At 72.9% G+C, this 26331-nt stretch carries 24 protein-coding genes and 1 pseudogene; 11 read left to right on the top strand and 14 right to left on the bottom strand.

The genetic code is table 11. The features are described 5' to 3' along the window. The first annotated feature begins 96 nt into the window (after positions 1-96). From ACN27G_RS22030 to ACN27G_RS22005, 6 genes are all read left to right on the top strand, one after another. Complete coding sequence (locus ACN27G_RS22030; RefSeq protein ID WP_421494667.1) at positions 97-846, top strand: sugar isomerase domain-containing protein; 750 nt, start codon at positions 97-99, stop codon at positions 844-846. A 95-nt stretch (positions 847-941) separates the two neighbouring features. Beyond that, the gene (locus tag ACN27G_RS22025) at positions 942-1472 is read left to right on the top strand and encodes a DUF6328 family protein (protein ID WP_421494666.1); all 531 of its coding nucleotides are present in this window, start codon (positions 942-944) and stop codon (positions 1470-1472) included. A 399-nt stretch (positions 1473-1871) separates the two neighbouring features. Continuing rightward, positions 1872-2453 (top strand): RNA polymerase sigma factor, encoded by a 582-nt coding sequence (locus ACN27G_RS22020; protein ID WP_421494665.1) that lies wholly within the window; start codon positions 1872-1874, stop codon positions 2451-2453. After that, a complete protein-coding gene (locus ACN27G_RS22015) occupies positions 2450-4453 on the top strand; it encodes a sensor domain-containing phosphodiesterase (RefSeq protein ID WP_421494664.1) in 2004 nt (667 codons plus the stop codon). The genes ACN27G_RS22020 and ACN27G_RS22015 overlap by 4 nt, the downstream gene beginning before the upstream one ends. Positions 4454-4750: 297 nt before the next feature. Beyond that, positions 4751-5389, top strand: coding sequence for a hypothetical protein (locus ACN27G_RS22010; protein WP_421494663.1), 639 nt, complete (start codon positions 4751-4753; stop codon positions 5387-5389). Beyond that, entirely contained in the window at positions 5382-6305 is a 924-nt protein-coding gene (locus ACN27G_RS22005; protein ID WP_421494662.1) for a serine hydrolase, read from the top strand. Before ACN27G_RS22010 ends, ACN27G_RS22005 begins: the two co-directional genes overlap by 8 nt. Positions 6306-6309: 4 nt before the next feature. On the opposite strand, the gene ACN27G_RS22000 is transcribed toward ACN27G_RS22005, so the two are convergent. Continuing rightward, complete coding sequence (locus ACN27G_RS22000; RefSeq protein WP_421494661.1) at positions 6310-6849, bottom strand: hypothetical protein; 540 nt, start codon at positions 6847-6849, stop codon at positions 6310-6312. A 756-nt stretch (positions 6850-7605) separates the two neighbouring features. On the opposite strand from ACN27G_RS22000, the gene ACN27G_RS21995 reads away from it, so the two are divergent. Then, the gene (locus tag ACN27G_RS21995) at positions 7606-9591 is read left to right on the top strand and encodes an acyl-CoA dehydrogenase family protein (RefSeq protein ID WP_421494660.1); all 1986 of its coding nucleotides are present in this window, start codon (positions 7606-7608) and stop codon (positions 9589-9591) included. Positions 9592-9631: 40 nt separating this feature from the next. Here the strand turns inward: ACN27G_RS21995 and ACN27G_RS21990 are convergent, their stop codons facing one another. From ACN27G_RS21990 to ACN27G_RS21965, 6 genes are all read right to left on the bottom strand, one after another. Continuing rightward, positions 9632-10600 (bottom strand): aldo/keto reductase, encoded by a 969-nt coding sequence (locus ACN27G_RS21990; RefSeq protein WP_421494659.1) that lies wholly within the window; start codon positions 10598-10600, stop codon positions 9632-9634. Between the two features lie 109 nt (positions 10601-10709). Next, the gene (locus ACN27G_RS21985) at positions 10710-11324 is read right to left on the bottom strand and encodes a hypothetical protein (protein WP_421494658.1); all 615 of its coding nucleotides are present in this window, start codon (positions 11322-11324) and stop codon (positions 10710-10712) included. A gap of 94 nt (positions 11325-11418) precedes the next feature. Continuing rightward, the gene (locus tag ACN27G_RS21980) at positions 11419-12456 is read right to left on the bottom strand and encodes a hypothetical protein (RefSeq protein ID WP_421494657.1); all 1038 of its coding nucleotides are present in this window, start codon (positions 12454-12456) and stop codon (positions 11419-11421) included. A gap of 296 nt (positions 12457-12752) precedes the next feature. After that, positions 12753-13262: a hypothetical protein gene (locus ACN27G_RS21975; protein WP_421494656.1), complete on the bottom strand. Its 510-nt coding sequence runs from the start codon at positions 13260-13262 to the stop codon at positions 12753-12755. Continuing rightward, positions 13237-13935 carry an RNA polymerase sigma factor gene (locus ACN27G_RS21970; RefSeq protein ID WP_421494655.1) on the bottom strand — a complete coding sequence of 233 codons (699 nt, stop codon included), beginning with the start codon at positions 13933-13935 and terminating at the stop codon, positions 13237-13239. Before ACN27G_RS21970 ends, ACN27G_RS21975 begins: the two co-directional genes overlap by 26 nt. Then, positions 13928-15217: a S8 family peptidase gene (locus tag ACN27G_RS21965; protein WP_421494654.1), complete on the bottom strand. Its 1290-nt coding sequence runs from the start codon at positions 15215-15217 to the stop codon at positions 13928-13930. The genes ACN27G_RS21970 and ACN27G_RS21965 overlap by 8 nt, the downstream gene beginning before the upstream one ends. 256 nt (positions 15218-15473) lie before the next feature. Here ACN27G_RS21965 and ACN27G_RS21960 point away from each other — a divergent pair, with 256 nt between their 5' ends. Beyond that, positions 15474-18122 (top strand): CHAT domain-containing protein, encoded by a 2649-nt coding sequence (locus ACN27G_RS21960; RefSeq protein WP_421494653.1) that lies wholly within the window; start codon positions 15474-15476, stop codon positions 18120-18122. Positions 18123-18229: 107 nt separating this feature from the next. Here the strand turns inward: ACN27G_RS21960 and ACN27G_RS21955 are convergent, their stop codons facing one another. The 6 genes and pseudogenes from ACN27G_RS21955 to ACN27G_RS21930 form a co-directional block, all read right to left on the bottom strand. After that, the gene (locus tag ACN27G_RS21955; protein WP_421494652.1) at positions 18230-18637 is read right to left on the bottom strand and encodes a Fur family transcriptional regulator; all 408 of its coding nucleotides are present in this window, start codon (positions 18635-18637) and stop codon (positions 18230-18232) included. A 44-nt stretch (positions 18638-18681) separates the two neighbouring features. Next, complete coding sequence (locus ACN27G_RS21950) at positions 18682-18981, bottom strand: ArsR/SmtB family transcription factor (RefSeq protein WP_421494651.1); 300 nt, start codon at positions 18979-18981, stop codon at positions 18682-18684. Positions 18982-19120: 139 nt separating this feature from the next. Next, a pseudogene (locus ACN27G_RS21945) lies at positions 19121-19987 on the bottom strand (metal ABC transporter permease); the annotation flags it as partial. Further along, positions 19984-20760, bottom strand: coding sequence for a metal ABC transporter ATP-binding protein (locus tag ACN27G_RS21940; RefSeq protein WP_421494650.1), 777 nt, complete (start codon positions 20758-20760; stop codon positions 19984-19986). The gene ACN27G_RS21940 and the pseudogene ACN27G_RS21945, both read right to left, overlap by 4 nt. Next, complete coding sequence (locus tag ACN27G_RS21935) at positions 20757-21797, bottom strand: metal ABC transporter substrate-binding protein (protein ID WP_421494649.1); 1041 nt, start codon at positions 21795-21797, stop codon at positions 20757-20759. The genes ACN27G_RS21940 and ACN27G_RS21935 overlap by 4 nt, the downstream gene beginning before the upstream one ends. A 94-nt stretch (positions 21798-21891) precedes the next feature. After that, positions 21892-22311 carry a DUF6703 family protein gene (locus ACN27G_RS21930; protein WP_421494648.1) on the bottom strand — a complete coding sequence of 140 codons (420 nt, stop codon included), beginning with the start codon at positions 22309-22311 and terminating at the stop codon, positions 21892-21894. Here ACN27G_RS21930 and ACN27G_RS21925 point away from each other — a divergent pair. From ACN27G_RS21925 to ACN27G_RS21915, 3 genes are all read left to right on the top strand, one after another. Continuing rightward, entirely contained in the window at positions 22246-22587 is a 342-nt protein-coding gene (locus tag ACN27G_RS21925) for an antibiotic biosynthesis monooxygenase (protein ID WP_421494647.1), read from the top strand. The two genes, ACN27G_RS21930 and ACN27G_RS21925, sit on opposite strands and share 66 nt — an antisense overlap. Positions 22588-22935: 348 nt before the next feature. Beyond that, entirely contained in the window at positions 22936-23520 is a 585-nt protein-coding gene (locus ACN27G_RS21920) for a hypothetical protein (RefSeq protein ID WP_421497416.1), read from the top strand. 319 nt (positions 23521-23839) lie between these two features. Continuing rightward, positions 23840-25219: a glycine--tRNA ligase gene (locus ACN27G_RS21915; protein WP_421494646.1), complete on the top strand. Its 1380-nt coding sequence runs from the start codon at positions 23840-23842 to the stop codon at positions 25217-25219. On the opposite strand, the gene ACN27G_RS21910 is transcribed toward ACN27G_RS21915, so the two are convergent. Continuing rightward, positions 25189-26238 carry a type IV toxin-antitoxin system AbiEi family antitoxin domain-containing protein gene (locus ACN27G_RS21910; RefSeq protein WP_421494645.1) on the bottom strand — a complete coding sequence of 350 codons (1050 nt, stop codon included), beginning with the start codon at positions 26236-26238 and terminating at the stop codon, positions 25189-25191. The genes ACN27G_RS21915 and ACN27G_RS21910 overlap by 31 nt on opposite strands. Between the last annotated feature and the right edge of the window lie 93 nt (positions 26239-26331).

Here is a 26331-nt window from a genome sequence, read left to right as displayed (position 1 = left end):
CCCGATGTGGCCGCGCCCACCATCTTCCGGAACAGGATGGATGGCTCCCGGGATAGGGTGGATGGCCCAGATCACCTTCTCGAAGGGACCGCGATCGTGGCACTCAGCCCGGAGGGCTATCTCGACGTCGTCACCGAGACCGTCGCCCGGGTGGCGGCGGGCGCGCGGGACGGCGTACGCCGGGCGGCAGATTTGGTCATCGGCGCGCTCCGGGCCGGGGGAGTGGTGCAGGCGTTCGGCACCGGCCACTCCGAGGCGTTGGCGATGGAGATAGCCGGCCGGGCCGGCGGGCTGGTGCCGACGAACCGGATCGCGCTGCGGGACCTGGTACTGCGCGGGGGTGAGCCCGCCGACATCCTCGGCCCCACCCTGGAGCGGGATCCGACAGTGGCCCGCCGGCTCTACGAGGTGACGCCGATCGACTCCCGGGACGTCTTCGTGATCGCCTCGAACTCCGGGGTGAACGGCACCATCGTCGAGTTCGCGTCGCTGGTCAAGGAGCGCGGGCACGGGCTGATCGCGATCACGTCCCGGGAGCATTCGGCCGGGGTCGCCTCCCGGCACCCCTCCGGACGCAAGCTCGGCGACCTCGCCGACGTCGTGCTGGACAACGGTGCCCCGTACGGCGACGCGGCGCTCCCGCTGCCCGGTGGCGGCGCGGTCGGCGCGGTCTCGTCGATCACCGCCGCGCTGCTCGCCCAGCAGATCGTGGTGGAGGTGGTCCGCCGGCTGGTCGAGGCGGGGGAGACGCCACCGGTCTACCTTTCGGCCAACATTCCGGACAGCGACCACCACAACAACGCCCTGGAAGCCCGGTACGCCGGCCGGATTCGCCGCGGCGCCTGACCCCTCCGGACGCGAAGCCGAGAGGCGTACGCGTTTCGGCGAACCGCATTCCGGGCATTGACGCCGGAATCACGGGGCGATCTGGAGGTGGCAGGGTGTCCACGGAGCCCGTACCGGGTGCGGAGGAGACCGCGAAGCAGCGGTGGCAGCGGAACTTCGCGGACCTGTTGCAGGAGCTGCGGGTGGCGCAGACGGGGGTGCAGATCCTCTTCGCCTTCCTGCTCACCCTGCCGTTCAGCAGCGGCTTCCCGAAGACCAACGCCTTCCAGAAGGACACCTACATCATCGCGTTGCTGGCCGCCGCCGCTGCCGCCGCGTTGATCATCTCGCCGGTCGCCTTCCACCGGGCGCTCTTCCGGCGGGGACGCAAGCCGGAGATGGTCCGGTTCGCGCACAGCATGGCAAGCGGTGGCCTGGCCTTCATGCTGGTCGCCATGGTCAGCTCGGTGTTGCTGGTCACCGACTTCGTCCTGCCCCGGCCGGTGGCGTTCGTACTCAGCGGGCTGACCGCCGCCTGGTTTCTGACGTTCTGGGCCGGGATGCCGTACCTGCGGCGGAACTGGGGCGAGCCGGACGAGGACGACGACGAGGAGCCGGCCACCGGCCGGCCCGACGCGGTCAACTGAGCGCCGGCTGACCCGGAAGCGGCCGGGTTCACCATCGCAGTTACTCTGCGCAATCCATACGGGACAGTAGACGTCTTCCACTGATCGGCTTGTCTACAGTGGCCGATCGGGGGAGATGCCCCAGGTAGTTACCACTTTTTTGATCATCGCCATCTTCGGCCGGGCGGGTCGCCCCCTACGCCGGGTCCTTTGACGGAGAGTTATACGCGGAACCGACAACTACGGACCGCGAGAGGCGAGGATGAGCGAGGTTCTGGGGGGACTGCCGGCCGGGAGCCCGGTGGCGGTACTGGTTGACCCGGTCGGGGGGCCGGGTCAACCGAACGACGAGCGGGCCCATCAGGGGCATCGGGTCGGGCGGGCGCGCCGGCTCCGTCGAACAGGCGGGGGCGAGGCGGCATGAGGGGTGGGGACAACGCGGTGGTACGGGCCGAGACGGCCGCCCGGTTGGGGGACCGGGGCCAGGCCGAGTCCGAGGTGAGCTTCGAGGCGTTCTGCCAGCGGAACTTCGTGCGGGTCGAACGCTTTCTGCTCGCCCAGTGCCCGGACCGGGGGCTGGTCGAGGATGCCGTACAGGAGGCCTTCATCACCGCCCGCGACAAGTGGGAGCAGATCCGGGAGTACGAGAAACCACTGGCCTGGATGTACAAGACCGCCCGCTACAAGCTGCTGGTGCTGCGCCGGCGCCGGCGGCAGGAGACCGAGATCAGCCTCGACGAGGTGCCGCCGGAGCGGCTCGCCGAACCGGCCGATCCGGCGGAGGCGCGCGAACTGCTCCGGGGCTGGCTGCCCCAGCTGCCGCCACGCCAGGCCGAGGTCTTCATGCTGGCACTGGACGGCTGGACCGACCAGGAGATCGCCACGTTGCTCGGCATCGCGTACAACACGGTGCGGACGTACCGGCAGGAGGCGCGGAGCCGGTTGAAGGAACTCGCCCAGCAGGCGGGCTTCGACACGCCCGCCGGAAGGGGACGGGGATGAACCTGGACGACATCCTCTCGCTGGCCTCCGACGGGTCACTGAGCGAGCTGGAACGGGCCCGAGCCCGCCGGGCCACCCGCCGGGTGCAGCAGGAATACCAGCGGGCCGTCTCCGAGGGCCGGGACCTGATCGGCGACATCGAGGTCCGGGATCCGTTGACCGCCGACACCGACGAGGCGGCCCGGATCGTCCGGGCGGCGGAGCTGGCGAAGCTGGGCACCGTGACCTGGGTACACGCCACCGGCGAGCTGGCCTGGTCGGACGAGATGGCGCTGATCCTCGGCCAGCCGCCCGGGACCCTCCGGCACTCGGTCGCGGCGCTCTCCCGGCTGATCCACCCGGACGACCTCGACCGGGTCCGCCGGGCGGCCGAGTCGGTCTGGCGGGACCGGACCGTCCGGGAGACGACCTGCCGGGTGGTCCGGCCGGACCGGGTCACCCGGTACGTGCACTGCTACCTGGAGTACGTCGTCGACGACAGGCACCGCCCGTACGGCATCATCGCCACCGCCCGGGACGTCACCGACCGCGAACTCGCCCGGCAGGAGCGGGCCCGGCTGGCCCGCCGCCGCGAAACGGTGCAGTCGGAGCTGGCCGGCCGGGACCCGGTCACCGGGCTCTTCTCCCGGTCCAGGTTCGCCGACGAGATCGACACCGCGCAGCGGGGCGGGCCGGGCGTGCTGCTGGTGGTGGCGGTGGAGCCGGTCGGTCCGGCCGCCGGCCCCGACGCCGCCGGCCCCGACATCGCCGGCCCCGTCGGTGGGCCGGGCGGCGGTGCCGTCGGTGGGCCGGGCGGCGGTGCCGTCGGTGTTGACGGTTCCGACGGTGCCGGTGCCGACGGTGTGGACGAGCAGGAGCGGCTGGCGGTCGCCGTCGCCCAGGTCGTCCGGCGGGTCGTCCGCCGCTCCGACGTCTGTGGGCTGACCGGGCCCTACGAGTTCGGGGTGCTGATGCAGCGGACGACGCTCAGCTCCGCCACCGCGCTCGCCGAGTCGATCATCGATGGCATCCGCTCCCAGTCCTTCGTGCTGGGCCGCACCCGGCTGGTGGACGCCTGGGGCGGCCTGGTCCGCTACCAGGGCCGGGACGGCAGCCGGGGTGCCGACCTGATCGTGGACGCGGAGACGGCCTGGCGTCGCGCCCGGGCGACCGGCGTCTCGCGGGTGGCGCTCGACCAGCCCGCGGCCGAGGAGGAGCGTCGGGCGCTCTGCCGGAGCCGGATCCGGGCGACGGTGGCCGAGAACCGCCTCACCCTCCACACCCAACCGATCCTCGACCTGCGGCTCAACCAGATCACCCGGCAGGAGATCCTGCTCCGCCTGGTGAACGACGGTGGGCAGGCACACTCGGCGTCGACCCTGCTCGGCGACGCCGAACGGGTGGACGAGATCCTGCCGATCGACCGGTGGGTGATCGACCGCACCATCGAGCTGATCGCCCGGGGATCGGGGACCTCGCACTACCAGGTGAACCTCTCCGGTCGGTCGCTCGGCGACCCGCACCTGCTGGAACGGGTGCAGGAGCGGCTGCAACGCTACGGCGTGGACCCGGGCCAGATCACCTTCGAGATCACCGAGACGGCCCGGATCGGCAACCTGACCGAGGCGCACAACTTCGCGCATGGCATCCGCCAGCTCGGTTGTCAACTCGCCCTCGACGACTTCGGGTCCGGGCACGTCCCGTTCGCCTTCCTCACCTACTTTCCGGTCGACCTGGTGAAGGTGGGTGGCGAGTTCGTCGCCGGCATCCGGCACTCGGTGGCGAACCAGAGCATCGTGCGGTCGATCGTCGAGATGTGCCGTGCGCTGGGCATCCGCACCGCCGCCGAGCACGTGGAGGACGAGCCCACGATGGACCTGCTCCGCGACTTCGGGGTGGACTTCGCCCAGGGCTACCTGGTGGGCAAGCCCAAGCCGGTGGCCGGCCCGATGCGCGTGGTGCCGGCCGCGGCCGGCACCGACCCCGATCCGGAGCGGGAGCTGCGAGCCGCCACGGGATAGCCGCGGGGGGACGCCGGCCGGCTCGACCCGACCCGGGGCAACCCGGGCCCGAGCCGGCCGGCGGGCGCCGGTGGAGCCGGTGGAGCCGGCGCGCGGGGCAGCTGGCGGAGCAGGTTCCCAGGGCTGGCCCGTGGCGCGGGTGTGCGACCCGATGCAACGCCGCGGCACGCCGTAGCCGTCATGAAGGGCGTGACAGCCCGAACAAGGCCGCGACCGGCCGTCGACAGGCCGACGACGGAACCCACCCGACGTGATCCGGACGTCCGGAGACGGCCGTCGCGAGGCGTCCCGCTGCTGGTGCTGCTGGCGGCCACCGGCGTCGTCGCGGCCTGCGGTAGCGGCTCACCGGGCCCGTCGCCGGCAGGGCAGGCGCCCCCGGTGGTGGCGACCGATCCCGACGACGGGCGACCGGCGCCCTCCGCCCTGCTCGATGCGGCGCTGCTCGCGCCCACCGGTCTGGGCGAGGGATGGCGGCAGAGCTCACACCCGCCGGAGCCACCGCCGTGGCCCTGGCTCCAGGCGGACTGCCCGGCGTACCGGGACGCGGACTATCCGGCCCAGCGGCACCGGACGGGCGCCGTGCAGCGCCGCTACCGGCACGACGGGTCGGCGATGGTCGCGACGCACGTCGTCGAGGCGTACGAGCCGGGGTGGGCGGCGCGGGCCCTCGACGACGTGCGGCGGGTCCTGGACACCTGCCGGCGCTACGACGCCTACGGCGGGACCATCTCGTTCACGCTTCTCGACAGCGACCTGCCGCCGCAGGACGGGCTGATCGTGCAGGGGCGGATCGAGTCGCCCGGCACCTCCGCCCGGTCCACGCTGCTGGTGGCGGTACGCCACGGCGAACGCCTCTCGACGATCCAGATCCCCGGGCCGGTGGACAGGCGTACGGGGTACGCGGTGGCGGAGAAGTTGGGAGACCTCCTTGACTAGTCGCCGAGCCGGGCCGAGCCGCCGGAACCTGCTCGTCGCCACCGCCGCCGCGCTGCTCGGGGCGGGTGCCGCCGGATCCGGGCTGGCGTACCGGTCGATGAGTGGCGAGGACACCTCGCAGCGTCCCGCCCCGCGGGCCAGCACGGCCCGACCGACACCCAGCCCGACGCCGGACCACGAGGCACTGGCGCGTACCCGGATCGAGAAGTACCTGCGCGGGGTCGGCGGTCGGGTCACCCTGGCCGTGCAGGATCGGACCAGCGGGCTGGCGGTCGCCGCCGGGACCCGGCGGTTCCAGACGGCGAGCATCGTCAAGGTCGACATCCTGGCGGCGCTGCTGCTGCGCCGGCAGGACCAGGGTCGCAGGCTCGGCGCACAGGAACGGCAACTGGCCCGGTCGATGATCGTGGTCAGCGACAACGCCGCCGCGAGCAGCCTCTACGCGACCATCGGTTACCGGGCCGGGCTGACCGCCGCGAACCGGACCCTCGGGTTGCGTCAGACGACGGTCGCCTCGAGCTGGGGGCTGACCACGACGACCGCCGCCGACCAGCTCCGGCTGCTGTCGTCGGTCACCGATCCGGCCGGTCCGCTGACCGACGACAGCCGGAAGCTGCTCTTCGGGCTGCTCGGACAGGTCGACGACGAGCAGGACTGGGGCATCACCGCCGCCGCCGGTCGGGCCAGCACCGCGAGCTACGTCAAGAACGGTTGGACGACGGTTGACGATGACGACGGGCTGTGGCTGGCGAACAGCATCGGCCGGATCGTCGAGCCGGGGCGGGACTGGCTGATCGCCGTACTCTCCGACCACCACGCCAGCCGAGGCGACGGGATCAGGGCGGTGGAGCGGGCCGCGACGTACGCCCTGAAGGAGCTGCGCGCGATCCCACCTGCCGCCGCCCCGGTGCACTGAGCACTCAACCGACCCGGTTGGTGTTCCGCAGGATGATCATGAATGTGCCGCCGTGGGCCTGCCGGCCCAGACCGTTCACCTGGCCCGGCGCCCTGTCGCCCGAGTAGTAGTAGAGCGGCCAGGAGCCGTATGTCGCCTGCCAGGTGCCGTTGCCGAGCCCCTGCCGGCCGGGTCGGTTGGACGACTCACCGGCGAGCGTGGGAGTGCCCACGGTGAGCACCGGTGGCCACTCCGCCGCGCAGGCACCCAGGCAGGTGACGTTGCCGTGCTCGTCGCCGCTGAACGTGTAGACCGCCCGGCCCTCGGCGTCGACCAGTGCGTCCGGATATTTCGGGAGGCCGAACTTGAGCGCCGCCGCATCTCCGCTCGGCGAGGGGGGCGCGGTCGTGGTGGGCGGCGTGGTCGCCGTCGTCGTTGCCGCCGTCGTCGCGGCGGGGGATGCGGAGGTGTCGTCGTCGCCTCCGGCGCAGCCGCCGGCCAGCAGGAGTGTGCCGACGGCGGCCAGCCCTGCCAGCCGGAACCGGAACCTGGATCGGTGCGTCATCCTGCCCCCAACCACCATCGGCCGACGAGATCGGTACCAGCCTATTGGTATCACCGAGGGGCAACGGGAGATGCACACCCGGGTCGGTCAGGTCGTGACGGTCGGTCAGGTCGTGACCGCCGGGCCGCTCGTCCCCAGGCCGCTCGTCCCCAGGCCGCCGACGCCGACGCCGACGCCGACACCGACGCCGACGCCGACGCCGACGCCGACGCCGACACCGACACCGACACCGACACCGACACCGACGGCCGCCGGCCGCCGGCGACGCCATCCCCGCGCCGGTCTCCGCCTGCCGGCACCTTGCCGCCGGCTCGGTCACCTGTACATCAGAGGCGTTATCAAGGCCGAATTACGCCTCTGGTGTACAGGTGACGGGCGGCGGGCGGCGAGGTGGCGGTGGTGGTAGCGGTGGTGGTGACGGGGCGGCCACCCGGAGCAGGAGTTTCACGAAGAGGGCGCCGGTGTCGGCGCCCGGTCGGCCGGGGGGCCGGGTAGCGGGCGGCGGTGACCCGCAACCGCCGCAGTTGCGTGCGGAGGAGTCGAGCAGCGGTGCGTCGATCGTCCGCCGGGGACGTGACGCTGTGGAATCTGTCGATTCCGGGTCGGGGATTGAGGGGGTGGCATGACGTTGCTACTGTCGGGTAACAAGTCGGGGTAGGGTTGTTCGCGTGGATCGCTCGGACGACAGATAGGGGCCCCTGCCGGGAGTCAGGAAGATCGGTGAGGGTCCTTCCGCACAGCTCGGAAGGGGTTGCCGTGACCACGACAGAGCAGAACAGGCCGGCGGCGGGTGACTCGGACGGAGTCGGGCCGCTGCCGACGGAGGCCGGTCAGGTCACCGAGCGGGAGGCCCGGCAGGTCGCCGAGGCGGCCCGGGAAGCGGAGTGGGGCAAGCCGAGCTTCGGCAAGGAACTCTTCCTCGGCCGGCTCCGGCTGGACCTGATCGACCCCTGGCCCCAACCCGAACCGGAGCGCGCCGCGCGGGCCGAGGAGTTCCTCTCCCGGCTCGGCGCCTACGTACGCTCCGACGTGGACGGCGAGGCGATCGAGCGGGACGCCCGGATCCCGGACGAGGTCTTCGCCGGGCTCGGCCGGCTGGGCGCCTTCGGCATGAAGATCGACCAGAAGTACGGCGGTCTCGGCCTCTCCAACCTGCACTACTGCCGCGCGCTCACCCTGGCCGGCTCGGTCAGCCCGGTGATCGGCGCGCTGCTCTCGGCGCACCAGTCGATCGGGGTGCCGCAGCCGCTCAAGATCTTCGGCACCGACGAGCAGAAGCAGCGCTTCCTGCCCCGGCTCGCCGCCGGTGAGGTCTCGGCGTTCCTGCTCACCGAGCCCGACGTCGGCTCCGACCCGGCCCGGCTCGCCACCACCGCCGAGCCGACCGAGGACGGCACCGGCTACCGGCTCAACGGCGTCAAGCTCTGGGCCACCAACGGCACCGTGGCGAGCCTGCTGGTGGTGATGGCCCGGGTGCCCGCCGCGGAGGGGCGGCGCGGCGGGATCACCGCCTTCGTGGTCGAGGCCGACTCGCCGGGCATCACCGTCGAGCGGCGCAACGCCTTCCTCGGGCTGCGCGGGCTGGAGAACAGCCTGACCCGGTTCACCGACGTCGTCGTACCCGCCGAGAACGTCGTCGGCGGCGAGGGACGCGGCCTGAAGATCGCACTGACCACCCTGAACACCGGCCGGCTCTCGCTGCCGGCGATGTGCGTCGGCGCCGGAAAATGGTCGCTGAACGTGGCCCGGGAGTGGGCCGCCGAGCGGGTCCAGTGGGGCCGCCCGGTCGGCGGGCACGAGGCGGTGGCGAGCAAGCTCGCCTTCATCGCCGCCACCACGTACGGCATGGAGACCATGCTCGACCTGAGCTGCCTGCTCGCCGACGACGACCGCAACGACATCCGGATCGAGGCGGCGCTGGTCAAGCTCTACGCCAGCGAGATGGCCTGGAAGATCGCCGACGAGCTGGTGCAGATCCGGGGCGGGCGCGGCTACGAGACCGCCGAGTCGCTGGCCGCCCGGGGCGAACGCCCGGCCGCCGTCGAGCAGATCCTCCGCGACCTGCGGATCAACCGGATCTTCGAGGGCTCGACCGAGATCATGCACCTGCTGATCGCCCGGGAGGCGGTCGACGCCCACCTCTCGGTGGCCGGCGACATCATCGACCCCGAGGCCGAGCTGGGCCAGAAGGTGCGGGCCGGGGCGAAGGCGGGCGCGTTCTACGCGCGCTGGCTGCCGAGCCTCGCCGTCGGCCGTGGCCAGACCCCGAGCGGGTACGCCGAGTACGGCAACCTCGCCGGCCACCTGCGGCACGTCGAGCGGACCGCCCGCAAGCTGGCCCGGTCGACGTTCTGGGGGATGTCCCGCTGGCAGGGCAAACTCGAGCACAAGCAGGGCTTCCTCGGCCGGATCGTGGACATCGGCGCCGAGCTCTTCGCCATGTCGGCGGTCTGCGTGCGGGCGAACGCCGAACGGGAGACCCGGCCGGAGGGCGTGGAGCTGGCCGACCTCTTCTGCCGGCAGGCCCGGGTGCGCGTCGCCGCGCTCTTCCGGGCGCTCTGGGAGAACACCGACTCGGTCGACACCGTGGCGGCGAAGCGGATCCTCGCCGGCCGGTACGCGTTCCTGGAGGACGGGGTGGTCACCCCCGCCGCCGACCTGCCCTGGGTGGCCGCCTGGCAGCCCGGCCCGTCGACGGCCGAGGACGTACGCCGCCGCATCCCGCGCCCCGACGAGAGGTGACCGGACGGGGCGCGGTGCTCCGGACAGCCGGTGGCCCGGCTCAGTAGAGCCAGGACTCCTTCGGGGCGGTGAGCGGGGCGAGGGTCTCCCAGAGCTCCTCGGGGATCTCCCAGGTGGCGAGGCGGGCCGTCTCGGCGATCCGCTCCGGGCGGGAGACCCCGACGATGGTGGCGGTGATCCGGGGGTCACGCAGGGAGAACTGCAGCGCCGCCGCCCCGAGCGGTACGCCGTGCGCCGCGCACGCCGCCTCCATCGCCCGGATCCGCTCCAGCGTGCCGGCGTCCGCCTCCCGGTAGGCGTACCTGGTGAACCGGGCGGGGCCCTTGGCCAGGATGCCGCTGGCGAAGGGTGCCGCGTTCACCACGCCGACGCCGAGGGCCACCGCCTCGTCGATCAGGTCACCGGCCGAGCGGTCCACCAGGGTCCACCGGTTGTGCGTGATCAGCGCCGCGAAGTGCCCCGTACGCAGGTAGCGCGCCATCAGCTCCACCGGGCCGCCGGCCACCCCGAGGTGCGCGATCACGCCCTCGCGCTGCAACTCCAGCAGCGTCTCGACCGGGCCGCCCGGCGCCATCCCCGCCTCGAAGCTTATGTGTTCCGGATCGTGCAGATAGACCAGCGGCAGCCGGTCCAGGCCGAGCCGTTCCAGGCTCCCCTCGGCGGAGCGGCGCGTCTGTGCGCCGGAGAAGTCGCCGGTGCCGAGGTCGCGGTCGACCTTGGTGGCGAGCACGAAACCCTCCGGCACCCCACCGATCCGGCGCAGCGCGGCACCGATCCGCCGCTCGCTCTCCCCGTCGCTGTAGCCGGCGGCGGTGTCGAGGAAGTTGAACGGGCCGGTCAGCGCGGCGAGCGCGGTCTCGGTGCCGCGTACGGCGTCGACGTCGTACCCGAAGACGCCCGGCATGCCGCCCAGCGGGCCGCCGCCGACGCAGACCGGGGTGACGCGCAGGCCGGTGCGGCCGAGCGGGCGGCGGGGGAAGGCGTCCGGGGACTGCTCTTGTCCGTACACGGCCATCCTTGACGTGCGGCGTCGGCAGGCGCTGCCGGCGGGCGATCATGCCGCCCGCCCGCACATTGTGGCTGGCAGCGGCGGCGCTGGCCAGCCACTGCGGGCATCGTCATCGGCGGCCCGGTGCACCACGTAGCCCGAGCGCGCGCAGCTCCAGGGCCGCCAGCGCCTCCACCGCCCCGACATCACCCCGCCGCCACGCCTGCGCCACGTCCGGGTCGATCCGGGTCAGCCGCCGGATCGGCTGGTTGGCCAGCGCCCGCAACGCCAGCAGGTCCCGCCCGGCCGGCGCCGACCGCAACGCCTTGGCGGCGGCGGCCCGCCGCATCCACCGGACCCGCAACGGCAGCCACCCCAACAGCACCACGCCAAGCGGAAACACCAGCAGGGCCAGCGACAGTGCCAGCGCCAGCTCACCGACGAGCTCCTGCTGCTCCCGCCCGGCGTCCGCCATCGCCCGCGCCGCCCCGGCGGCCTTCTCGAACGGCGAGGTCAGCTCGTCGCCGACCACCGGCAACCGGCCGACCTTGCCACCGGCGTCGGCCAGGTTGTCGGCCAGCCCGCCGCCGGCCCCCTCCAGCTTCCGTCCGGGTACGGCGAGCTTCTGCACCAGGTCGTGCAGCCACATCGCGGCCCGGATCCAGAGGTAGACCCAGGCGACGACGAGCAGATCGGTGAGAACCTGGCGGGCGGCGGTCGGGATCCGGTCGGCATAGATCTTCATGCCGGTCAGCGTGCCACGGGCCGCCGTGCGCCGCCGTGCCGGTGGGCCGGGGATGCGCTCCCCGGCCCACCAGCCCCCACCGTGCTGTCGTTGGTCAGCGCCGGTCCGACACGATGGTGTAGTCCACCCCGCCCAGCACGAACTTCTCGCCGACCTCGCGGGCGGGTCCGACCTGGAGCACCTGGAGCACGTACGGCTTCTGCACGGCCTCACCGGCCGCGAAGCTCAGCTTGACGACGGGACGCTCCTCCGGATTGATCAGCAGGTCCCTGATCTGTGCCCGGGCCGGGTCGACCTCCAGTTGGTTCCGCCCGACCACCCGGATGCCGTCACCCGCCCGGCCGTTGCGCACCCAGCGCTCGAAGAGCTCCGGGCCGAGGTCGACCACGACCTTGACCCCCGGCACGACCTGGTCCGCCGGACGGAACACGAGGTCGAAGTTTGCCGGCACCGGCAGCGCGTTCGCCAGCGCGTACGGGCGGTCCACCGGCGGCCCGCCCGGGGTGGCCGGGACGGTGTTGGCGTTCTTCCAGACGATGTTGTTGTTGTACTGCGTGTTGATGGACGTCGCCGTGCCCTCGAAGTTCATCGGATCGGTCGCGGACTCCCAGCGGAGCAGGAGGCAGAAGTGTCCGATGGAGGGCACGTTGGGCCACGCGATGGAGGTGACCGTCTCACCGGGCGCGACCGGCAGGCTCTTCGCGCCGATCGGGGTCCAGTGGACCGGCCAGTTCGCCGCGCCACCCGAGGTGGTGTAGTACGCGCGCAGCGTGCCGGAGCTGATCCCCGACCCGTACGGGCCCGGGTTCCGCAGCTTGACGAAGATGTAGCTGGTCGACCCGACGACCGGGTTCGTGTGGGAGGCACACTCGACCGCGCTGGGGCAGATCTTGACGTCCGGGCTGTTGAAGAAGGACGAATAGATCGCCCCGTGCGGCTCGTTCCCGACATCCGACGCGATGTCCTTCATGAACACGTCGGTACGCTCGGCGGCCGGGGCGGCGGTCGTCGACCCGTTGCCGGCGCCGCCACCCAGGGCGGCGCTGCTCGTCGAGAGGGTCAGCAGCGTCGCCAGTACCGCGCCGAACAACGCTATCGAGGTTCGGAGCAGGCGTGGACTCGCAGTGGTCATGGGGTTGGTTCTCCTTCGGTACTGGGGCGATGAGTAGTGAGAAGCGCGCTTCCACGGGGCCGGCAAAACGACTCTAATCAGTGATCGAAGGCAATGGAATATGTAGATAATTCGATTGCGACGCGTGCCCGCATTTGCCGGGGAGGGAGTAATTCTCGGATAAGGCGGAATGCGGGTGGAAGAATTATCCGCCGATTTGTATCAACCATGCCCGACCGTTCTCCTGTACGGCCGTACATCCGGGTAGCGGTCATCGCCCGGCGACGCCTCGGCGTGCCGGCGGTTTCGGGGGCGGTTCAGCGCAGCGACACCCAGCTCGTCGCGACCGCGTACTCCGGCGTGTGCGCCTGTAGCTGGACGGGACCGGAGGGCGGCGGACCCAGCGAGAAGAAGCCGACGGCATCCACCGCCACCTCCTCGTACGTGCCGCGCGGGGTGCGGGCGGCGACCCGGCCGCCGCGAGCCGGCGAAAGCTGGCCGACGATGCCGGTCCCGGTGACCTCGATCGCCACGACGACCGGGCCGGCGTGGAACGCCAGGGCGCGGGCGGAGCCGGCGGACCGGGTCAGCCCGGCGGGCTCGGGGTCGCACGCCGAGTCGAAGGTCAGTTCGGCGATGGCCAGCTCGGCGTCCACGGTCCGCCAGCTGAACGCCGCGTAGCCGGCGGCCAGGAACTCCTCCGCGCCTGTGGTGCGGGACTCACCCGTGTCGGCCGGGAACCCGTCCGGTGGCGGTCCGGCGTCGCGCAGGGCCTCGGCCAGCTCGCGCAGCAGGGCGTCGTCATCGTCTGGCGGCCACTGCCCCATCGCGGTCACCTCCGTTTCCGTCCGCCTCCGATGACGCTCCGACGAACGCGGCGAGCGCGGGGGAGTCGCGCAGCTTCCGCAGGCATCGTGCCTGCGACGGGCCGATGCTGCCGATCGGCATGCCCAACCGCTCCGCGATCTCCCGATAGCTCGTCGGAGGATCGGCGACCAGCAGGGACAGCAGCCCTCGGCAGCGTGCCGGAAGCTGGTCGAAGCCGTCCCGCAGCGCCTGCCGGCGTTCCGCCCGGAGCAGGTTCTCGTCCGGCGACGTGACGTCCTGCGGCAACAGCGCGCCGATGGTCGCTTCGACGGCGTCGTCGAGCGGGTCGAACGGCTGGGTACGCCGGCCGACGCGGACCAGCCGGTAGCACTCCCGCCGTGTGGTGGTGGCCAGCCAGGTCGCCAGGGCGGCCGGCTCGCGCACCCGGCCCAGATGCTCCACCAGGCGCAGCCAGACGGTCTGGTTCACGTCCGCCGCGTCGGTCCGGTTCAGCCGGTGCGCCCGGATCACCGAGAGCACCAGCGGGGTGTAGCGGCGGACGAGTTCGGCCCAGGCGAGCTCGTCACCGTCCACGGCGGCGGAGACCAGGTCGGCGAGGGGTCCGCGCGTCCCTCGAACGTCCGGTGCCGGGCCGGCATCGGAACGCGTGTCCGGGTCCGGACGTTCAGTCAACGAGCACGCCGTAGCCGGGGTGCCAGGCGGGCTGGTCGAGCAGGAGCTGCCGGGCCTGCTCGGCGTCGAGTCCGGTGGCGCTCATCACGGCGGCGAGCCGACCCGAGACGTGTGCCGCCGCGAACGACGTGCCGGCCCAGGCCGCGTACCCGAGGAACTGCCTGGTGGGCCGTCCGGGCAGCAGCAGCCGGCCGTCGACGTAGGTGCTGCTCCGTTCGCCGACCGCGCAGGCGTCCACCCAGGGCCCGAAGCCGCTGTACGCCGCCGGCACCAGCTCGTCCGCCTGCCGGCTGACGGCGGCCACCGCCAGCACGTCGGGGAGCGCCGCCGGCCAGGCCGGTCGGTCGGTGCCGGTGTTGCCCACGGCCGCGACGACGACGGTGCCGGTCTGCCGGCCGGCGAGGACGTTCACCAGCGGCAGCGGTGGCAGGTCGTCCTGGGTGAGACAACCCAGCGACAGGTTGACGATCGACACCTGCGGGCTGAGCGCGGCCAGGGCCGCCGTCAGCGTCTCCTCGTCACCGACGCCGGTCGGGGCCAGTGCCGGCTCGGGGTCGAACCGCACGCCCGGCGCGGCCTGCCGGACCACCCCGGCGACGAACGTGCCGTGACCGCCCTGCGGACCGAGGACGTCGCTGTGCAGGTAGAGCGGGTCCTCGTCGTCGGCCTGCGGCAGGTAGCTGCCGCCGAGCCACTGCGGGTGCCGGCTGCCGGCCAGTCGCCAGAGCCCGGTGTCGCAGATGCCGACCGTCACCCCGGCACCGTCCCCGGCGTGCGCCGGATCCGGTGCGGGCAGCGCGGCCGCGACCCGCGGCGGGCCGCCCGGGTTGCCCATGATGTTGCCGTGGCCGAGGAGCACGTGGTGCGGTTGCACCCGGGGGGCCGGCTGGCCGGGCCACTGCCGGGGATCGCGCAGCGTCGCCACGACGGAGGGCACGTCGGTCTCCCGGTCGAAATGCAGTCGGGTGACGCCGGCGAACCTGCCGCCCGGGGAGACCTGATGGCCGGCCTTCCGCAGCGCGGTCACCACCCGTTGGGTGTCCGGGTCGGCCACCAGCAACTGCCGGGGGCGGTAGAGGAACTCCCGGCCGGCCTCGGCGTGGTGGCGCACGTCCGGATCGGCCTCCAGCAGTTGTTGGAACGCCCGCTGGTATGCGGCGTCGTCGTCCCGGTCGGCGGCGGCGCGCCGCGGTCGGAGTCCGGCACCCAACGGTGTGGTCGCGGCCAGCGCGGCCAACACCATGAGGTGCCGACGGGACAGCCGACCGGTCGGGCGCGGCACGACGGGACGGTCAGGCGACACCGGTCCTCCAGATGTGCGAGAAAAGCGCGGTTGACGGGCCAACTCCCGGAACGTTCCCCGGCGGCCTACCTGAACGTTCTCCGGCGGCCTACCTGAACGTTCTCCGGCGGCGTCAATTCTTTTCCAGCGATAGTCGATTGTCAATAATCGCGGCCCCGATGGGTGCCCTGGAACCGCCTCTTTTCGGATACGGGTGCAGATTGACCGAAGGCCATTTATCGGGGATTCTGTCCGCATGGGTGACAGCGCCGGTTCCGTCGCTCCCACTGCCCTCGCCGCGCTCGACGCCGTTCAGCGTTATCCCCGCGAGGCCATCGCGATCGGTCGGCGGGTCCTGGCGACCGGGCGACCCGACGCGGACGAGCGGTCCACCGCGGAGCGGGCGATCGGGCTGGCCCTGCGGGAACTCAACGACCTGCCGGGGGCGCTGCGGCACCTGCGCCGCGCGCTCCGGGCCGCCGGGTCACCCCGGGTGGCCGCGCTGGCCAGGATGAGCCTCGGCTACGTGCTCGCCAACGCCGGCCGCACCTCCGCCGCACTCGCCGCGGTCACCTCGGCGCTGCCCCAGTTGACCGGCGCCGACGCCGGCCGGGCCAGGATGCAGCGCGGCGTGGTGCTGCACTTCCGGGGCCAGTTCGAGGAGGCGGTCCGGGAGTACGGGATCGCGGTGGAGATCGCCCAACACGAACGGGACCTGCTGCTGGAGGCGCGCGCCCGGAACAACCGGGGACTGCTCAACGCGCACCGGGGTGCGACCCTGGGCGCCGACGACGACCTCGGCTGCGCCGCCGCCATCTTCCAACAGCTCGGACTGGAGCTGGCCGCCGCCGACGTCCAGTGGAACCTCGGCATCGCCGCGAGCCACGGCGGCGACATCCCGGGGGCGCTGCGCCGCTTCGCCGCCGTCGAGGAGGAGTACGCCCGGCTCAAGGTGCCCCGGCCGGCGCTGCTGCTCGACCGGTTCGAGCTGCTGCTCTCCGTGCCACTGGTCGACGAGGCGGTCGAGGTGGCCGGCGTCGCCGTACGCGAGCTGCAACGGCGCGGGATGGCCTCGGATCTCGCCGAGGCGCTGCTCGCCCGGGCCCGGGCCGCGCTGCTCGCCGGTGAGCTGGCGACCGCCACCGAGGCCGCGGCGGCGGCACGTGTCCGGTTCCGCCGCCAGGGGCGCCGCACCTGGGCCGCCTTCGCCCGGCACGTCGAACTGCGCGCGGAACTCCGCCGGGGTACCCGGTCGGCCGCACTGCTGGCCGCGATGGTGCGCACCGCCGGGCAGCTCGACGCGACCGGATGGCCTGGTCCCGCGCTGACCACCCGGATCGAGGCCGCCGGGCTGGCCGCCGCGCTGGGCCGCACCGGGCGGGCGCTCGACCTGCTCGCGGTCGCCGCGCGGGCGCGCCGCCGGGGTACGGCGTCGCGGCGGGCACAGGGCTGGTACGCGCTGGCGCTCTCCCGGCGGCTCGGCGGGGACCAGCGGGGCGGCGCCCGCGCGCTGCAACGCGGACTGGCGGTGCTCGACGGCTACCGGGCCGCGCTCGGCGCCACCGAACTGCGCGCGCACAGCGGCGCACACGGCCAGGAGTTGGCGGCCGAGGGCGTCGACCTCGCGATCACCTCCGGTACGCCCGCCCAGGTGCTCGCCTGGACGGAGCGGTGGCGGGCCAGCGCGCTGCGGATGCGGGCCGTGCTCCCGCCGCAGGACGTCGGACTCGCCGCTGCCCTCGCCGAGCTGCGGATGGTCAGCGGCGCACTGGAGGAGGCGCTGCTCGCCGGCCGACCGGTGACCGCACTGCGCCGTCGCCAGATCCTGCTGGAACGGCACATCCGGGAGCTGGCCCGAGGGGTCGACGGCGGTGGCGGGCTGCTGGCGCCGCCGGGTGTGCACACCCTCGGCGAATGGCTCGGCAGGGCCGTGCTGGTGGAACTCGTGGCACACCGGGAGCGGCTCCGGGCGGTGCTGCTCCGGGACGGTCGGGCGAGCCTGCACGATCTCGGCCCGCTCGACGCGGCGCTGCACGCGGCCCGGCTGCACCGGTTCGGCCTGCGCCGGTTGGTGGTGACCGGGGACGCCCCGGACGCGCGGGCCGGGGTGGAGCACGCCTCGGAGGTCCTGGACCGGCAGCTCTTCGGGCCCCTGCGGGCGATCCTGGCCGACCGGCCGCTGGTGATGGTGCCGATCGGGGCGCTGCACGCCGTTGCCTGGGCCGGTCTGCCGACCTGCGCCGGACGGCCGGTGACCGTGGCTCCGTCCGCGACGGCGTGGCTTGCGGCCGCCCGCCGTACCGCGCCGGACGGCCCGCCGCTGCTGGCCGCCGGTCCGCGCCTGCCCGCCGCCGAGAGCGAGGTGCGGCTGCTGAGCCGGGTGCTGCCCGGGGCGCGTCTGCTGGCGGGCGATGGCGCGACCGCCGAGGCGGTGACCACGGGGCTGGACGGAACCCGGCTGGCACACATCGCCGCACACGGGACGTTCCGGGCGGACAACCCGCTCTTCTCCACACTGGAACTCGCCGACGGTCCGCTTACCGCGTACGAGCTGGAGCGGCTGCCCCGACCGCCCGGCTGTGTCGTGCTCTCCGCCTGCGACTCGGGCCTGTCCGGCGTACGCCCCGGCGACGAGGTCATGGGGTTCACCTCGGTGCTGCTGGCCCTCGGCACCAGCAGTCTGATCGCCGCCGTGCTGCCGGTGCCGGCGGACCTGACCACGGCGCTGATGCTGGACCTGCACCGCAGGATGGAGGCCGGTGCCCGGCCGGCGTCTGCGCTCGCCGCCGCCCAGCGGGAGTTCACCGCCACCGGCGACGGTCCCGCGCGGGCCACGGCGGCGGCCTTCGTCTGCTTCGGCGCCGGCTGGCCCGGCTGCACGCCACCGGCCCCGGCGGGCGGCTGACTGAGAGCATCACGCGCCACCGGCCCCGGCGGGCGGCTGACTGAGCATCACCCCACCGCCGCGGCTGTCGGTCTCGGTCCACCGCCACCGGACGGCGGTGGACCGGGTCACCGTGTGGTGCACTCCGGGCAGGTGCCGAAGATCTCGAGCGTGTGGCTGACGTCGGAGAAGCCGTGCCTGCTGGCGACCCGGCCGGCCCAGCTCTCCACGGCCGGCCCCTCCACCTCGACCGTACGGCCGCAGGCCCGGCAGACCAGGTGGTGGTGGTGCCCCTCGCTGCACCGCCGGTAGAGGTGCTCCCCGCCCGGCGGCCGCATCACGTCGATCTCGCCCGCGTCGGCCAGCCCCTGCAGGGTGCGGTAGACCGTGGTCAGGCCGACCCGCTCGCCCCGGCTGCGCAGCATCGCGTGCAGGTCCTGGGCGCTGTGGAAGCCTTCCACCTCGCCGAGCAGTGCGCTGACCGCGCTGCGCTGCCGGGTGTTGCGGGTCGCGGTGCCGCCGTCCGCCGCCGCCATGTCGCCCTCCTCACGTCGCACCAGATGCCTGCCGGACGTCCCCGTCACGTGGTCTCGCCCGAGTGGCTGACCGCGTCCGCCACGATATGCGCGATGTGCTCGTCAACCAAGGCATAGGCGATTTCCCGACCGCGCCGCGAGCCGCGTACCACCCCGGCGCCGCGGAGCACCCGCAGGTGTTGTGAGACGAGCGGCTGCGGGGCGCCGAGCTGCTCCACCAACTCGTGTACGCACCGTTCGCCCTGCGCGAGCTCGCTGACGATGGCGAGCCGGATCGGTGCGGCGAGCGCGCGTAGCAGCTCACCGGCGCCCGCGTATGCCTCGTAGGCGTTCGTGCTCGTCACCCTGTAACGGTAACCGTTGTTAACGGCGTACCGCCGTTCGGTGCGCCGTTCCAAGGTCAACGGGTGTGGGGCCGGCTGGCGGGGCGGCTGTGGCCCCGGCCGCCGAAGGCGCGTCCGGGGCCACCTGCCGGGCGGCGTCGAGTGCCACGTCACAGGGCTCGACCTGCGGCTCCGGCCCGGGGACGGCGCGCCGCCGGGCCAGCGCCCGGCGTACCGCCACCCCCACCGAGACCACCAGGAAGAGCCCGATCGCCAGGATCACGATGGTGGCCCCGAGCGCGGTGTTGGCGGTGCCGGCCAGCCAGACCCCGGAGCCGGAGGCGAACAGCCCCAGCCCCATCGCCGCCAGCATGGTGCCGAGGAAGCCCCGGGTGAGGAGCTGCGCGGTGGCCACCGGCACCACCATCAGGGCGCTGATCAGCAGCAGCCCGACCGCCCGCATCGCGATGGTCACGGTCACCGCCGTGGTCACCGCGAGCAGCAGGTTGAGCGTCCGGACCGGCAGGCCGGAAACCCGGGCGTACTCCTCGTCGTGGCAGATCGCGAAGAGCGCCGGGCGCAGCGCGACCATGGTCACCAGGACCAGCGCCGCGAGCGCCACGATCACCACCAGATCCTGCGGCGAGGTCGTGGTCAGCGAGCCGAAGAGGTACGCCATCAGGTTGGCGTTGCTCCGGCTGCCGGAGAGCCCGACCAGCATCACGCCACCGGCGATGCCGCCGTAGAAGAGCATGGCCAGGGCGACGTCGCCGGAGGTGCGGCCGCGTTCCCGGATCAGCTCGATCGCGACGGCGGCGACGGCGGCGACGATCACCGCCGTCAGCACGGGGGAGCGGTCGAGCAGCAGGCCGACCCCGACCCCGGTGAGCGCGACGTGCCCGACGCCGTCGCCGATCAGCGACATCCGGCGCTGCACCAGATAGATGCCGAGCGCCGGTGCGGTCAGCCCGATCACCAGCGCCCCGACCAGGGCGCGGATCATGAAGTCGTACTGGAAGAGACTCATGCCCGGCCGCCCCACATCCCGGTCGATCCTGCGGATTCCTCCGAGGCGTGCGGGTGGACGTGGACGTGGCCGGGCGCCGCGTGGTGCCCGACCGGTTCCGGCACCGGGCCGTCGTGCGCGATCTTCCCCTCGTGTACGACCACCGCCCGGGTGACCACCTCGGCCAGCGGCCCGAGTTCGTGCGCGACCAGCAGCACCGTCCCGCCGCCGGCCACGAACCCGCGCAGCGCCTCGGCGAAGGCGTCCTGGCTGGCCGAATCGACCCCGGCGGTCGGCTCGTCGAGGACCAGCAGCTCCGGCCGGCCGGCCAGGGCCCGCGCGATCAGGGTGCGCTGCTGCTGACCGCCGGAGAGGGTCGCCACCGGGTCACCGGCCCGCTCGGCGAGCCCGACCGCGCGCAGCGCCTCGGCCACCGCCGCCCGGTCGGCGCGGCCCGGCGGCCGGAGCACCCCGCGCCGGGCCAGCCGGCCGGAGGCGACCACCTCGGCCACGGTGGCCGGTACGCCGCTGCCGGCGCCCGCCCGCTGCGGCACGTACCCGATCCGCTGCCACTGCCGGAAGCGGCGCTGCGGGGTGCCGAAGAGGGTGACCGCCCCGGCGGCCAGCGGCACCAGGCCGAGGATCGACCGGATCAGCGTGGACTTGCCGGAGCCGTTGGCGCCGAGCACGGCGACCACCTCGCCGGGGCTCACCCGCAGGGAGACGCCACGGAGCACGGGGCGGTCGTCGTAGGCGACCACCCCGTGCTCCACGGTGACGACGGGTCCGGTCATGAGCATCCGAGTGCGGTCTTCAGGGTCTGGAGGTTACTGCGCATCACCGAAAAATAGTCCCCGGTGCTGCCCGGCTGCAGGCCCTCGATCGGATCGAGTACGGCGGTCTTCGCCCCGACCTCCCGGGCGATCGTCTCGGCGACCTTCGGGCTGACCAGGGTCTCGAAGAAGATCGTGGTGGTCCTGTGCTCCCGGGCCTCGGCGGCCACCTCGGCCAGCCGCTGCGGCGCCGGCTCGTCCTCCGGGCTCAGTCCGGAGATGCCGATCTGCTCCAACTGGTAGCGCTCCGCCAGGTACGCGAACGCGGTGTGGCTGGTCACCAGCTCGCGCCGCTCGCAGGTCTTCAGGCCCTCGGCGTACTCGGAATCCAGGGCCTCCAGCTCGGTGCGGAGCGCGGCCGCCCGGGCGGTGTAGTCGGCGGCCCGGTCCGGGTCGACCGCGCCCAGCCGCTCGGCCAGCTTGTCGGCGATCCCGGCCAGCCGGGTCGGATCCAGCCAGACGTGCGGGTCCTTCCCGGCGGTCTCCCCGGCGTGCTCCTCCCCGGCACCCGGCTCTCCGCCCGGCTCTCCGGTCGCCGACTCCGCGCCCTCGCCCGCGTGTTCCTCCTCACCCTCGTCCTCGTGGCCCTCGCCCTCGCCCTCGTGCTCGTGGCCGCCGGCGGTCGCGTCCAGCAGTGGCGTGACGGTGGCCACGTCGAAGGCCCGGTCGGCCGCCTGCTGTTCGACCGCCTCGTCCACGCTCGGCTGGAAGCCGGCCAGCAGGACCACCAGCTCGGCGTCGCTGATCTGGCCGACCTGGCCCGGGTTGAGCTCCAGGTCGTGCGGCTCGGCGCCGGGCTTGGCGAGATTCGTCACCCGGACGGCGTCGCCGCCGACCCGTTCGCTGACGAACTGGAGCGGGTAGAACGCGGCGACGACGTCGACCCGGTCGGGGTCGGCGCCACCACCGCCACCGTCCCCGCAGGCGGCGGCGCCGGCCAGCGCGAGCAGGCCGGTGGCGGTCAGGGCGACGGTACGTAGGACAGGGCGGATCACCATGTCATCCACTCTGCGCGACAATGAGAATGATTGTCAAAAACGCATGCTTGCATGAAAGTGCTTCAGGCCCGTGGTCGTGATCAGAGGATCTTCATCAGAGGATCTTCATCAGCGCGGCGGCGACCAGCAGGGTCAGGATCACCAGCCGGAGCATCCGGGTCGCCGGCCGCTGCACCGGCCACGTGGTCACCAGCAGCGCGGCCAGCCCGGCGGCGAGCAGCAGCAGGAGGGCCCCGCCGACGATCCCGGGTGCGAAGAGGGCGACCAGCACCAGCGCGAGCGCGCCGAGGAACGCCGCCGTCGGGTTGACCCGGGCCAGACGGGTCAGCAGGACACTCTGCGTACGCTGCATCCCACAGACTCTACGAGATCCCGATACCCCGGCCGGCCGGCTGTTGCCCGCGACACCCCGCCCGGCCGGCCGGGAGCGCGACGGCAGGAGGCGTACGTGCTCGTGACCAACCGGTTCGTGGTGGCGGAGGAGAACGCCGGGACCTTCACCGAACGGGCGCACGCCGCGCTGGCGGCCCTCGCCGCCCGGCCGGGCTACCGCCGGGGCCGGCTGCTGCGGGCACTCGACGACCCACGGCACTGGTGCATGATCACCGAGTGGGAGTCGGTCGGCACCTACCGCCGCGCGCTCGGGGCCTTCGACGTCAAGATCCACGCCACTCCACTGCTCGCCGAGTCGCTCGACGAGCCGTCGGCGTACGAGACGCTCGCCAGCGCCGAACCGGACGGCCAGGTCGACGTCACCCCGAGCGACCGGGCCGTCGACCCCGGTCGCTGACTCCGGTCGCGGGCTCCGGCTGCTGACTCCGGCCGGTGAGGAGCCGGGCACTACCCTAGCCCCATGACCGTTTCCGGACCGCCCGGCGGGCCGCCGTCCCCCTACGAGCCCGGCCAGGCCGACGGTCCCGCCGCGCCCGGCAGCGGATCCGTACCACCGCCCGGTCCGCCCGGCGGCTATCCGCCGCCACCGGCCGGCCCCTACGGCCACCACACACCTCCCGCGAACCACGGCCCGCAGGCACCCACGCCCGGCCACGGTCAGCAGGTGCCGCCGGGTGGCTACGGCTACCAGATGGCGCCGCCCGGCCACGGTCAGCAGGTGCCGCCGGGTGGCTACGGCTACCAGATGGCGCCGCCCGGCCACGGTCAGCAGGTGCCGTCGGGTGGTTACGGCTACCAGACGGCGCCCACGGGCTACGGCGGCTCGTCGCCGGTGGTCACGGCCGTGGTGACGGCGCCCCCGCCGCCGGCCGGGCCCGGTGTCGAGCCGCTCTTCCCCGCGCCGCCCAGCGAGGGCCGGGGCGCGCGGATGTGGCTCGGGCTCGGGGTGGCCGCCCTCGCCGTCGTACTTTTCTGCGGCGGTGGCGGGGCGGCACTGGTCGGCCTCCTGGTCTCCGGAGCCGAGGCGTTGAACGAGCAGGCCAGGTCGGTGGTGACCCAGTACCTCGACGCGATCGACGACGAGGAGTTCGACAAGGCGTACGGCCTGCTCTGCGAGTCCGCCCAGCAGCGGGAGTCGCCGGCGGAGTTCGAGCGCCGGGTCAGCGCCGAGCCGGAGATCGCGTCCTTCCAGGTCGGTGACATCTCGCTGACCAGCGAGCTGAGCGTGCCGGTGGACGTCACCTACGCCAGTGGCGGGCAGGACAACCTCCAGGCCCTGCTCGATCAGGATCCGACAACCGGCAGCCTGCGGGTCTGCGACATCCGATGACCTCGGGCACGGGGGTGGACAGTCGCTGGACGGCCGGCCGGCCGAGGACGGGGCCGCCGTCGACGTGGAGTAATCTGCTGGGCTCGGGCCGCAGGTGACCGTACCGTTGTGCAGAGCACCGCCCGAGCCGGGTCCGAGTGCCCGTCCCGTCCCGTCGTCCCGTCCCGTCCCGTCGTCCGTCGTCTCCGCCGTCCGTCGTCCGTACCCCGCCGATCCTGTCGATCCCGTTGACCCCGTTGACCCCGCCCGGGTCCCGTCGATCCCGTTGACCGTCCCGACGATTGTCCCCGCCGGCCGCCAGCCGGTGTAGGAGGTAGCCATGCCAGCCGACCGTATCGACGCCGTCGTCAGTCTCGCGAAGCGTCGAGGCTTCGTCTTTCCGTCCAGCGAGATCTACGGGGGCACCCGGTCGGCGTGGGACTACGGCCCGCTCGGCGTGGAGCTGAAGGAGAACGTCCGGCGTCAGTGGTGGCGGACCATGGTGCAGCAGCGGGACGACATCGTCGGCCTCGACTCGGCCGTGATCCTGGCCCGGGACGTCTGGGCCGCCTCCGGCCACCTGGACGCCTTCGTCGACCCGCTGACCGAGTGCCAGTCCTGCCACAAGCGGTTCCGCGCCGACCACCTCGAAGAGGCGTACGCGGAGAAGCACGGCCAGCCGCCGGCCTCGCTGGCCGAGCTGAACTGCCCGAACTGCGGCAACAAGGGCACCTTCACCGAGCCGAGGATGTTCAACGGCCTGATGAAGACCTATCTCGGCCCGGTGGAGAGCGACGAGGGCCTGCACTACCTCCGGCCGGAGACCGCGCAGGGCATCTTCGTCAACTACAACAACGTGGCCGCCTCGGCCCGCAAGAAGCCGCCGTTCGGCATCGCCCAGGTCGGCAAGTCGTTCCGCAACGAGATCACCCCGGGCAACTTCATCTTCCGGACCCGCGAGTTCGAGCAGATGGAGATGGAGTTCTTCGTCGAGCCGGGCACCGACGAGGAGTGGCACGAGTACTGGCTGCGCGAGCGCTGGAACTGGTATGTCGACCTCGGTCTCTCCGAGGAGAACCTGCGCTTCCTGGAGCACCCGCAGGAGAAGCTCTCGCACTACTCGAAGCGGACCGTCGACATCGAATACCGCTTCCGGTTCGGCGGCACCGAGTTCTCCGAGCTGGAGGGCATCGCCAACCGCACCGACTTCGACCTCTCCACGCACAGCAAGCACTCCGGCGTCGACCTCTCCTACTTCGACCAGGAGAAGCAGCAGCGCTGGGTGCCGTACGTGATCGAGCCGGCCGCCGGCCTCACCCGTGCCGTGCTCGCCTTCCTGCTGGAGGCGTACGACGAGGACGAGGCGCCGAACACCAAGGGCGGGGTCGACAAGCGCACCGTGCTGCGCTTCGACCCCCGGCTCGCCCCGGTCAAGGTGGCCGTCCTGCCGCTCTCCCGCAACCCCTCCCTCTCGCCGAAGGCGAAGGACCTCGCCGCCGCGCTCCGTCGGCGCTGGGTGGTGGAGTTCGACGACTCGCAGGCGATCGGCCGCCGCTACCGCCGGCAGGACGAGATCGGCACCCCGTTCTGCGTCACCGTCGACTTCGACACCCTGGAGGACAACGCTGTCACGGTACGCAGCCGCGACACCATGACCCAGGAGCGCATCTCCATCGACCAGGTCGAGCGCTACCTCCTGGACCGCCTCCCCGGCTGCTGAAGCCCCGGTGAAAGGAAGGGCCCCCGCTTATCGCTTTCTGCGGTAGAGGGGGCCCCGCTTAACACCCCGCACCGGTCACCGAACCCTCGGCGGGACTGGTACGCGTCCTCGACGATCTGTCGGACCCGCCATGGTTCCCGGCGGATCTGGGCCGGCGGAAAGTGCAGGATCAGCACACCGTGCCGGCTCAGTTCGTTATGACGATCCATTGTGCGGTGCCAGTCGGCCGGTGCGAAGTGGAACTCCTGGGAGTCGACCTCCAGCGCGATCGCCGCCTCCGCGATGTAGCCGTCCGGGGCGGGCAGGCCCGACCCGTCCCGACTCAGCAGCCGAGGATTCCAGACGATCTCCGGCAGCAACCGGCTCCCGGAGAGACAGGCCCGCAGTTCCGCCTCCGGCGCCGACCGGACACCCCGGACCACCTCCTGGAATGCCCGGCGTACCAGCGCGGTGCGGCTGCGGCCGGCCCGAATCACCTCCTCGTCCAGCGCGGCGAGGTCGGTGTAGCTCCGCTGCACGGCCTCCGCCACGATCGCCCGTACCACCCGGAGGTCACGCAGGTCGCGTGCGGTGTCGACCACCGCCCTGGCCGGTGAGCAGACCTGGTAGAGGCCGCCGTCGCGGGCGCGGTCGTCGAGGGAGAGGGTCCGGCAGACCAGGACGTGGCCGCTGGAGGCGCGACGCGTACCGTGCGGCACGATCAACTGCATTTTCGGCGTTTGCGGGGCATAACGGAAGCCGTACCAGATCAGGGCCGCCGGTCCGGTGAGCTGTCCGCTCCGCCCGACATAGAGCGACGCGGCGATGCGTCGCTGTTCGTCGCTGAGGGTGCCGGTGACCAGGGCGTACGTCGCCGGCAGCACTCGCTGCCATCGACCGCGTCGCGTCTGGCGGTACATGTGCATGTCATCGATGCCGGCGGCGAGCAACTGTGCCCGCGTCACGATCTGCTGCTGGCGCTCGGCGAGGCTGTCGATGCTCGGTCGGCGGTCACCGGAGGACGGCGTGGCGATGCTCATCGGCGCAGGCTGCTCCGGCCTCACATACATTGTCAGGGCCCTGCCGCGAACCTGTGGATAACGTGGGGGGCTGTGTATGACGATCGGAAGCGG

This window comes from Plantactinospora sp. WMMB334 (genome assembly GCF_049179095.1).
In the GTDB taxonomy this organism is placed as follows: domain Bacteria; phylum Actinomycetota; class Actinomycetes; order Mycobacteriales; family Micromonosporaceae; genus Plantactinospora.
The sequence above is the reverse complement of the archived record's forward strand: the minus strand, read 5'-3'. Positions and strand labels throughout refer to the sequence as shown.

Bases quoted from the DNA above. Each gene is read 5' to 3' on its own strand.
- ACN27G_RS22020 (WP_421494665.1), top strand. From the start codon at position 1,872: ATGAGGGGTGGGGACAACGCGGTGGTACGGGCCGAGACGGCCGCCCGG.
- ACN27G_RS22015 (WP_421494664.1), top strand. From the start codon at position 2,450: ATGAACCTGGACGACATCCTCTCGCTGGCCTCCGACGGGTCACTGAGC.
- ACN27G_RS22000 (WP_421494661.1), bottom strand. From the start codon at position 6,849: ATGACGCACCGATCCAGGTTCCGGTTCCGGCTGGCAGGGCTGGCCGCC.
- ACN27G_RS21985 (WP_421494658.1), bottom strand. From the start codon at position 11,324: ATGAAGATCTATGCCGACCGGATCCCGACCGCCGCCCGCCAGGTTCTC.
- ACN27G_RS21980 (WP_421494657.1), bottom strand. From the start codon at position 12,456: ATGACCACTGCGAGTCCACGCCTGCTCCGAACCTCGATAGCGTTGTTC.
- ACN27G_RS21975 (WP_421494656.1), bottom strand. From the start codon at position 13,262: ATGGGGCAGTGGCCGCCAGACGATGACGACGCCCTGCTGCGCGAGCTG.
- ACN27G_RS21960 (WP_421494653.1), top strand. From the start codon at position 15,474: ATGGGTGACAGCGCCGGTTCCGTCGCTCCCACTGCCCTCGCCGCGCTC.
- ACN27G_RS21955 (WP_421494652.1), bottom strand. From the start codon at position 18,637: ATGGCGGCGGCGGACGGCGGCACCGCGACCCGCAACACCCGGCAGCGC.
- ACN27G_RS21940 (WP_421494650.1), bottom strand. From the start codon at position 20,760: ATGACCGGACCCGTCGTCACCGTGGAGCACGGGGTGGTCGCCTACGAC.
- ACN27G_RS21935 (WP_421494649.1), bottom strand. From the start codon at position 21,797: ATGGTGATCCGCCCTGTCCTACGTACCGTCGCCCTGACCGCCACCGGC.
- ACN27G_RS21920 (WP_421497416.1), top strand. From the start codon at position 22,936: ATGGCGCCGCCCGGCCACGGTCAGCAGGTGCCGTCGGGTGGTTACGGC.
- ACN27G_RS21915 (WP_421494646.1), top strand. From the start codon at position 23,840: ATGCCAGCCGACCGTATCGACGCCGTCGTCAGTCTCGCGAAGCGTCGA.
- ACN27G_RS21910 (WP_421494645.1), bottom strand. From the start codon at position 26,238: ATGAGCATCGCCACGCCGTCCTCCGGTGACCGCCGACCGAGCATCGAC.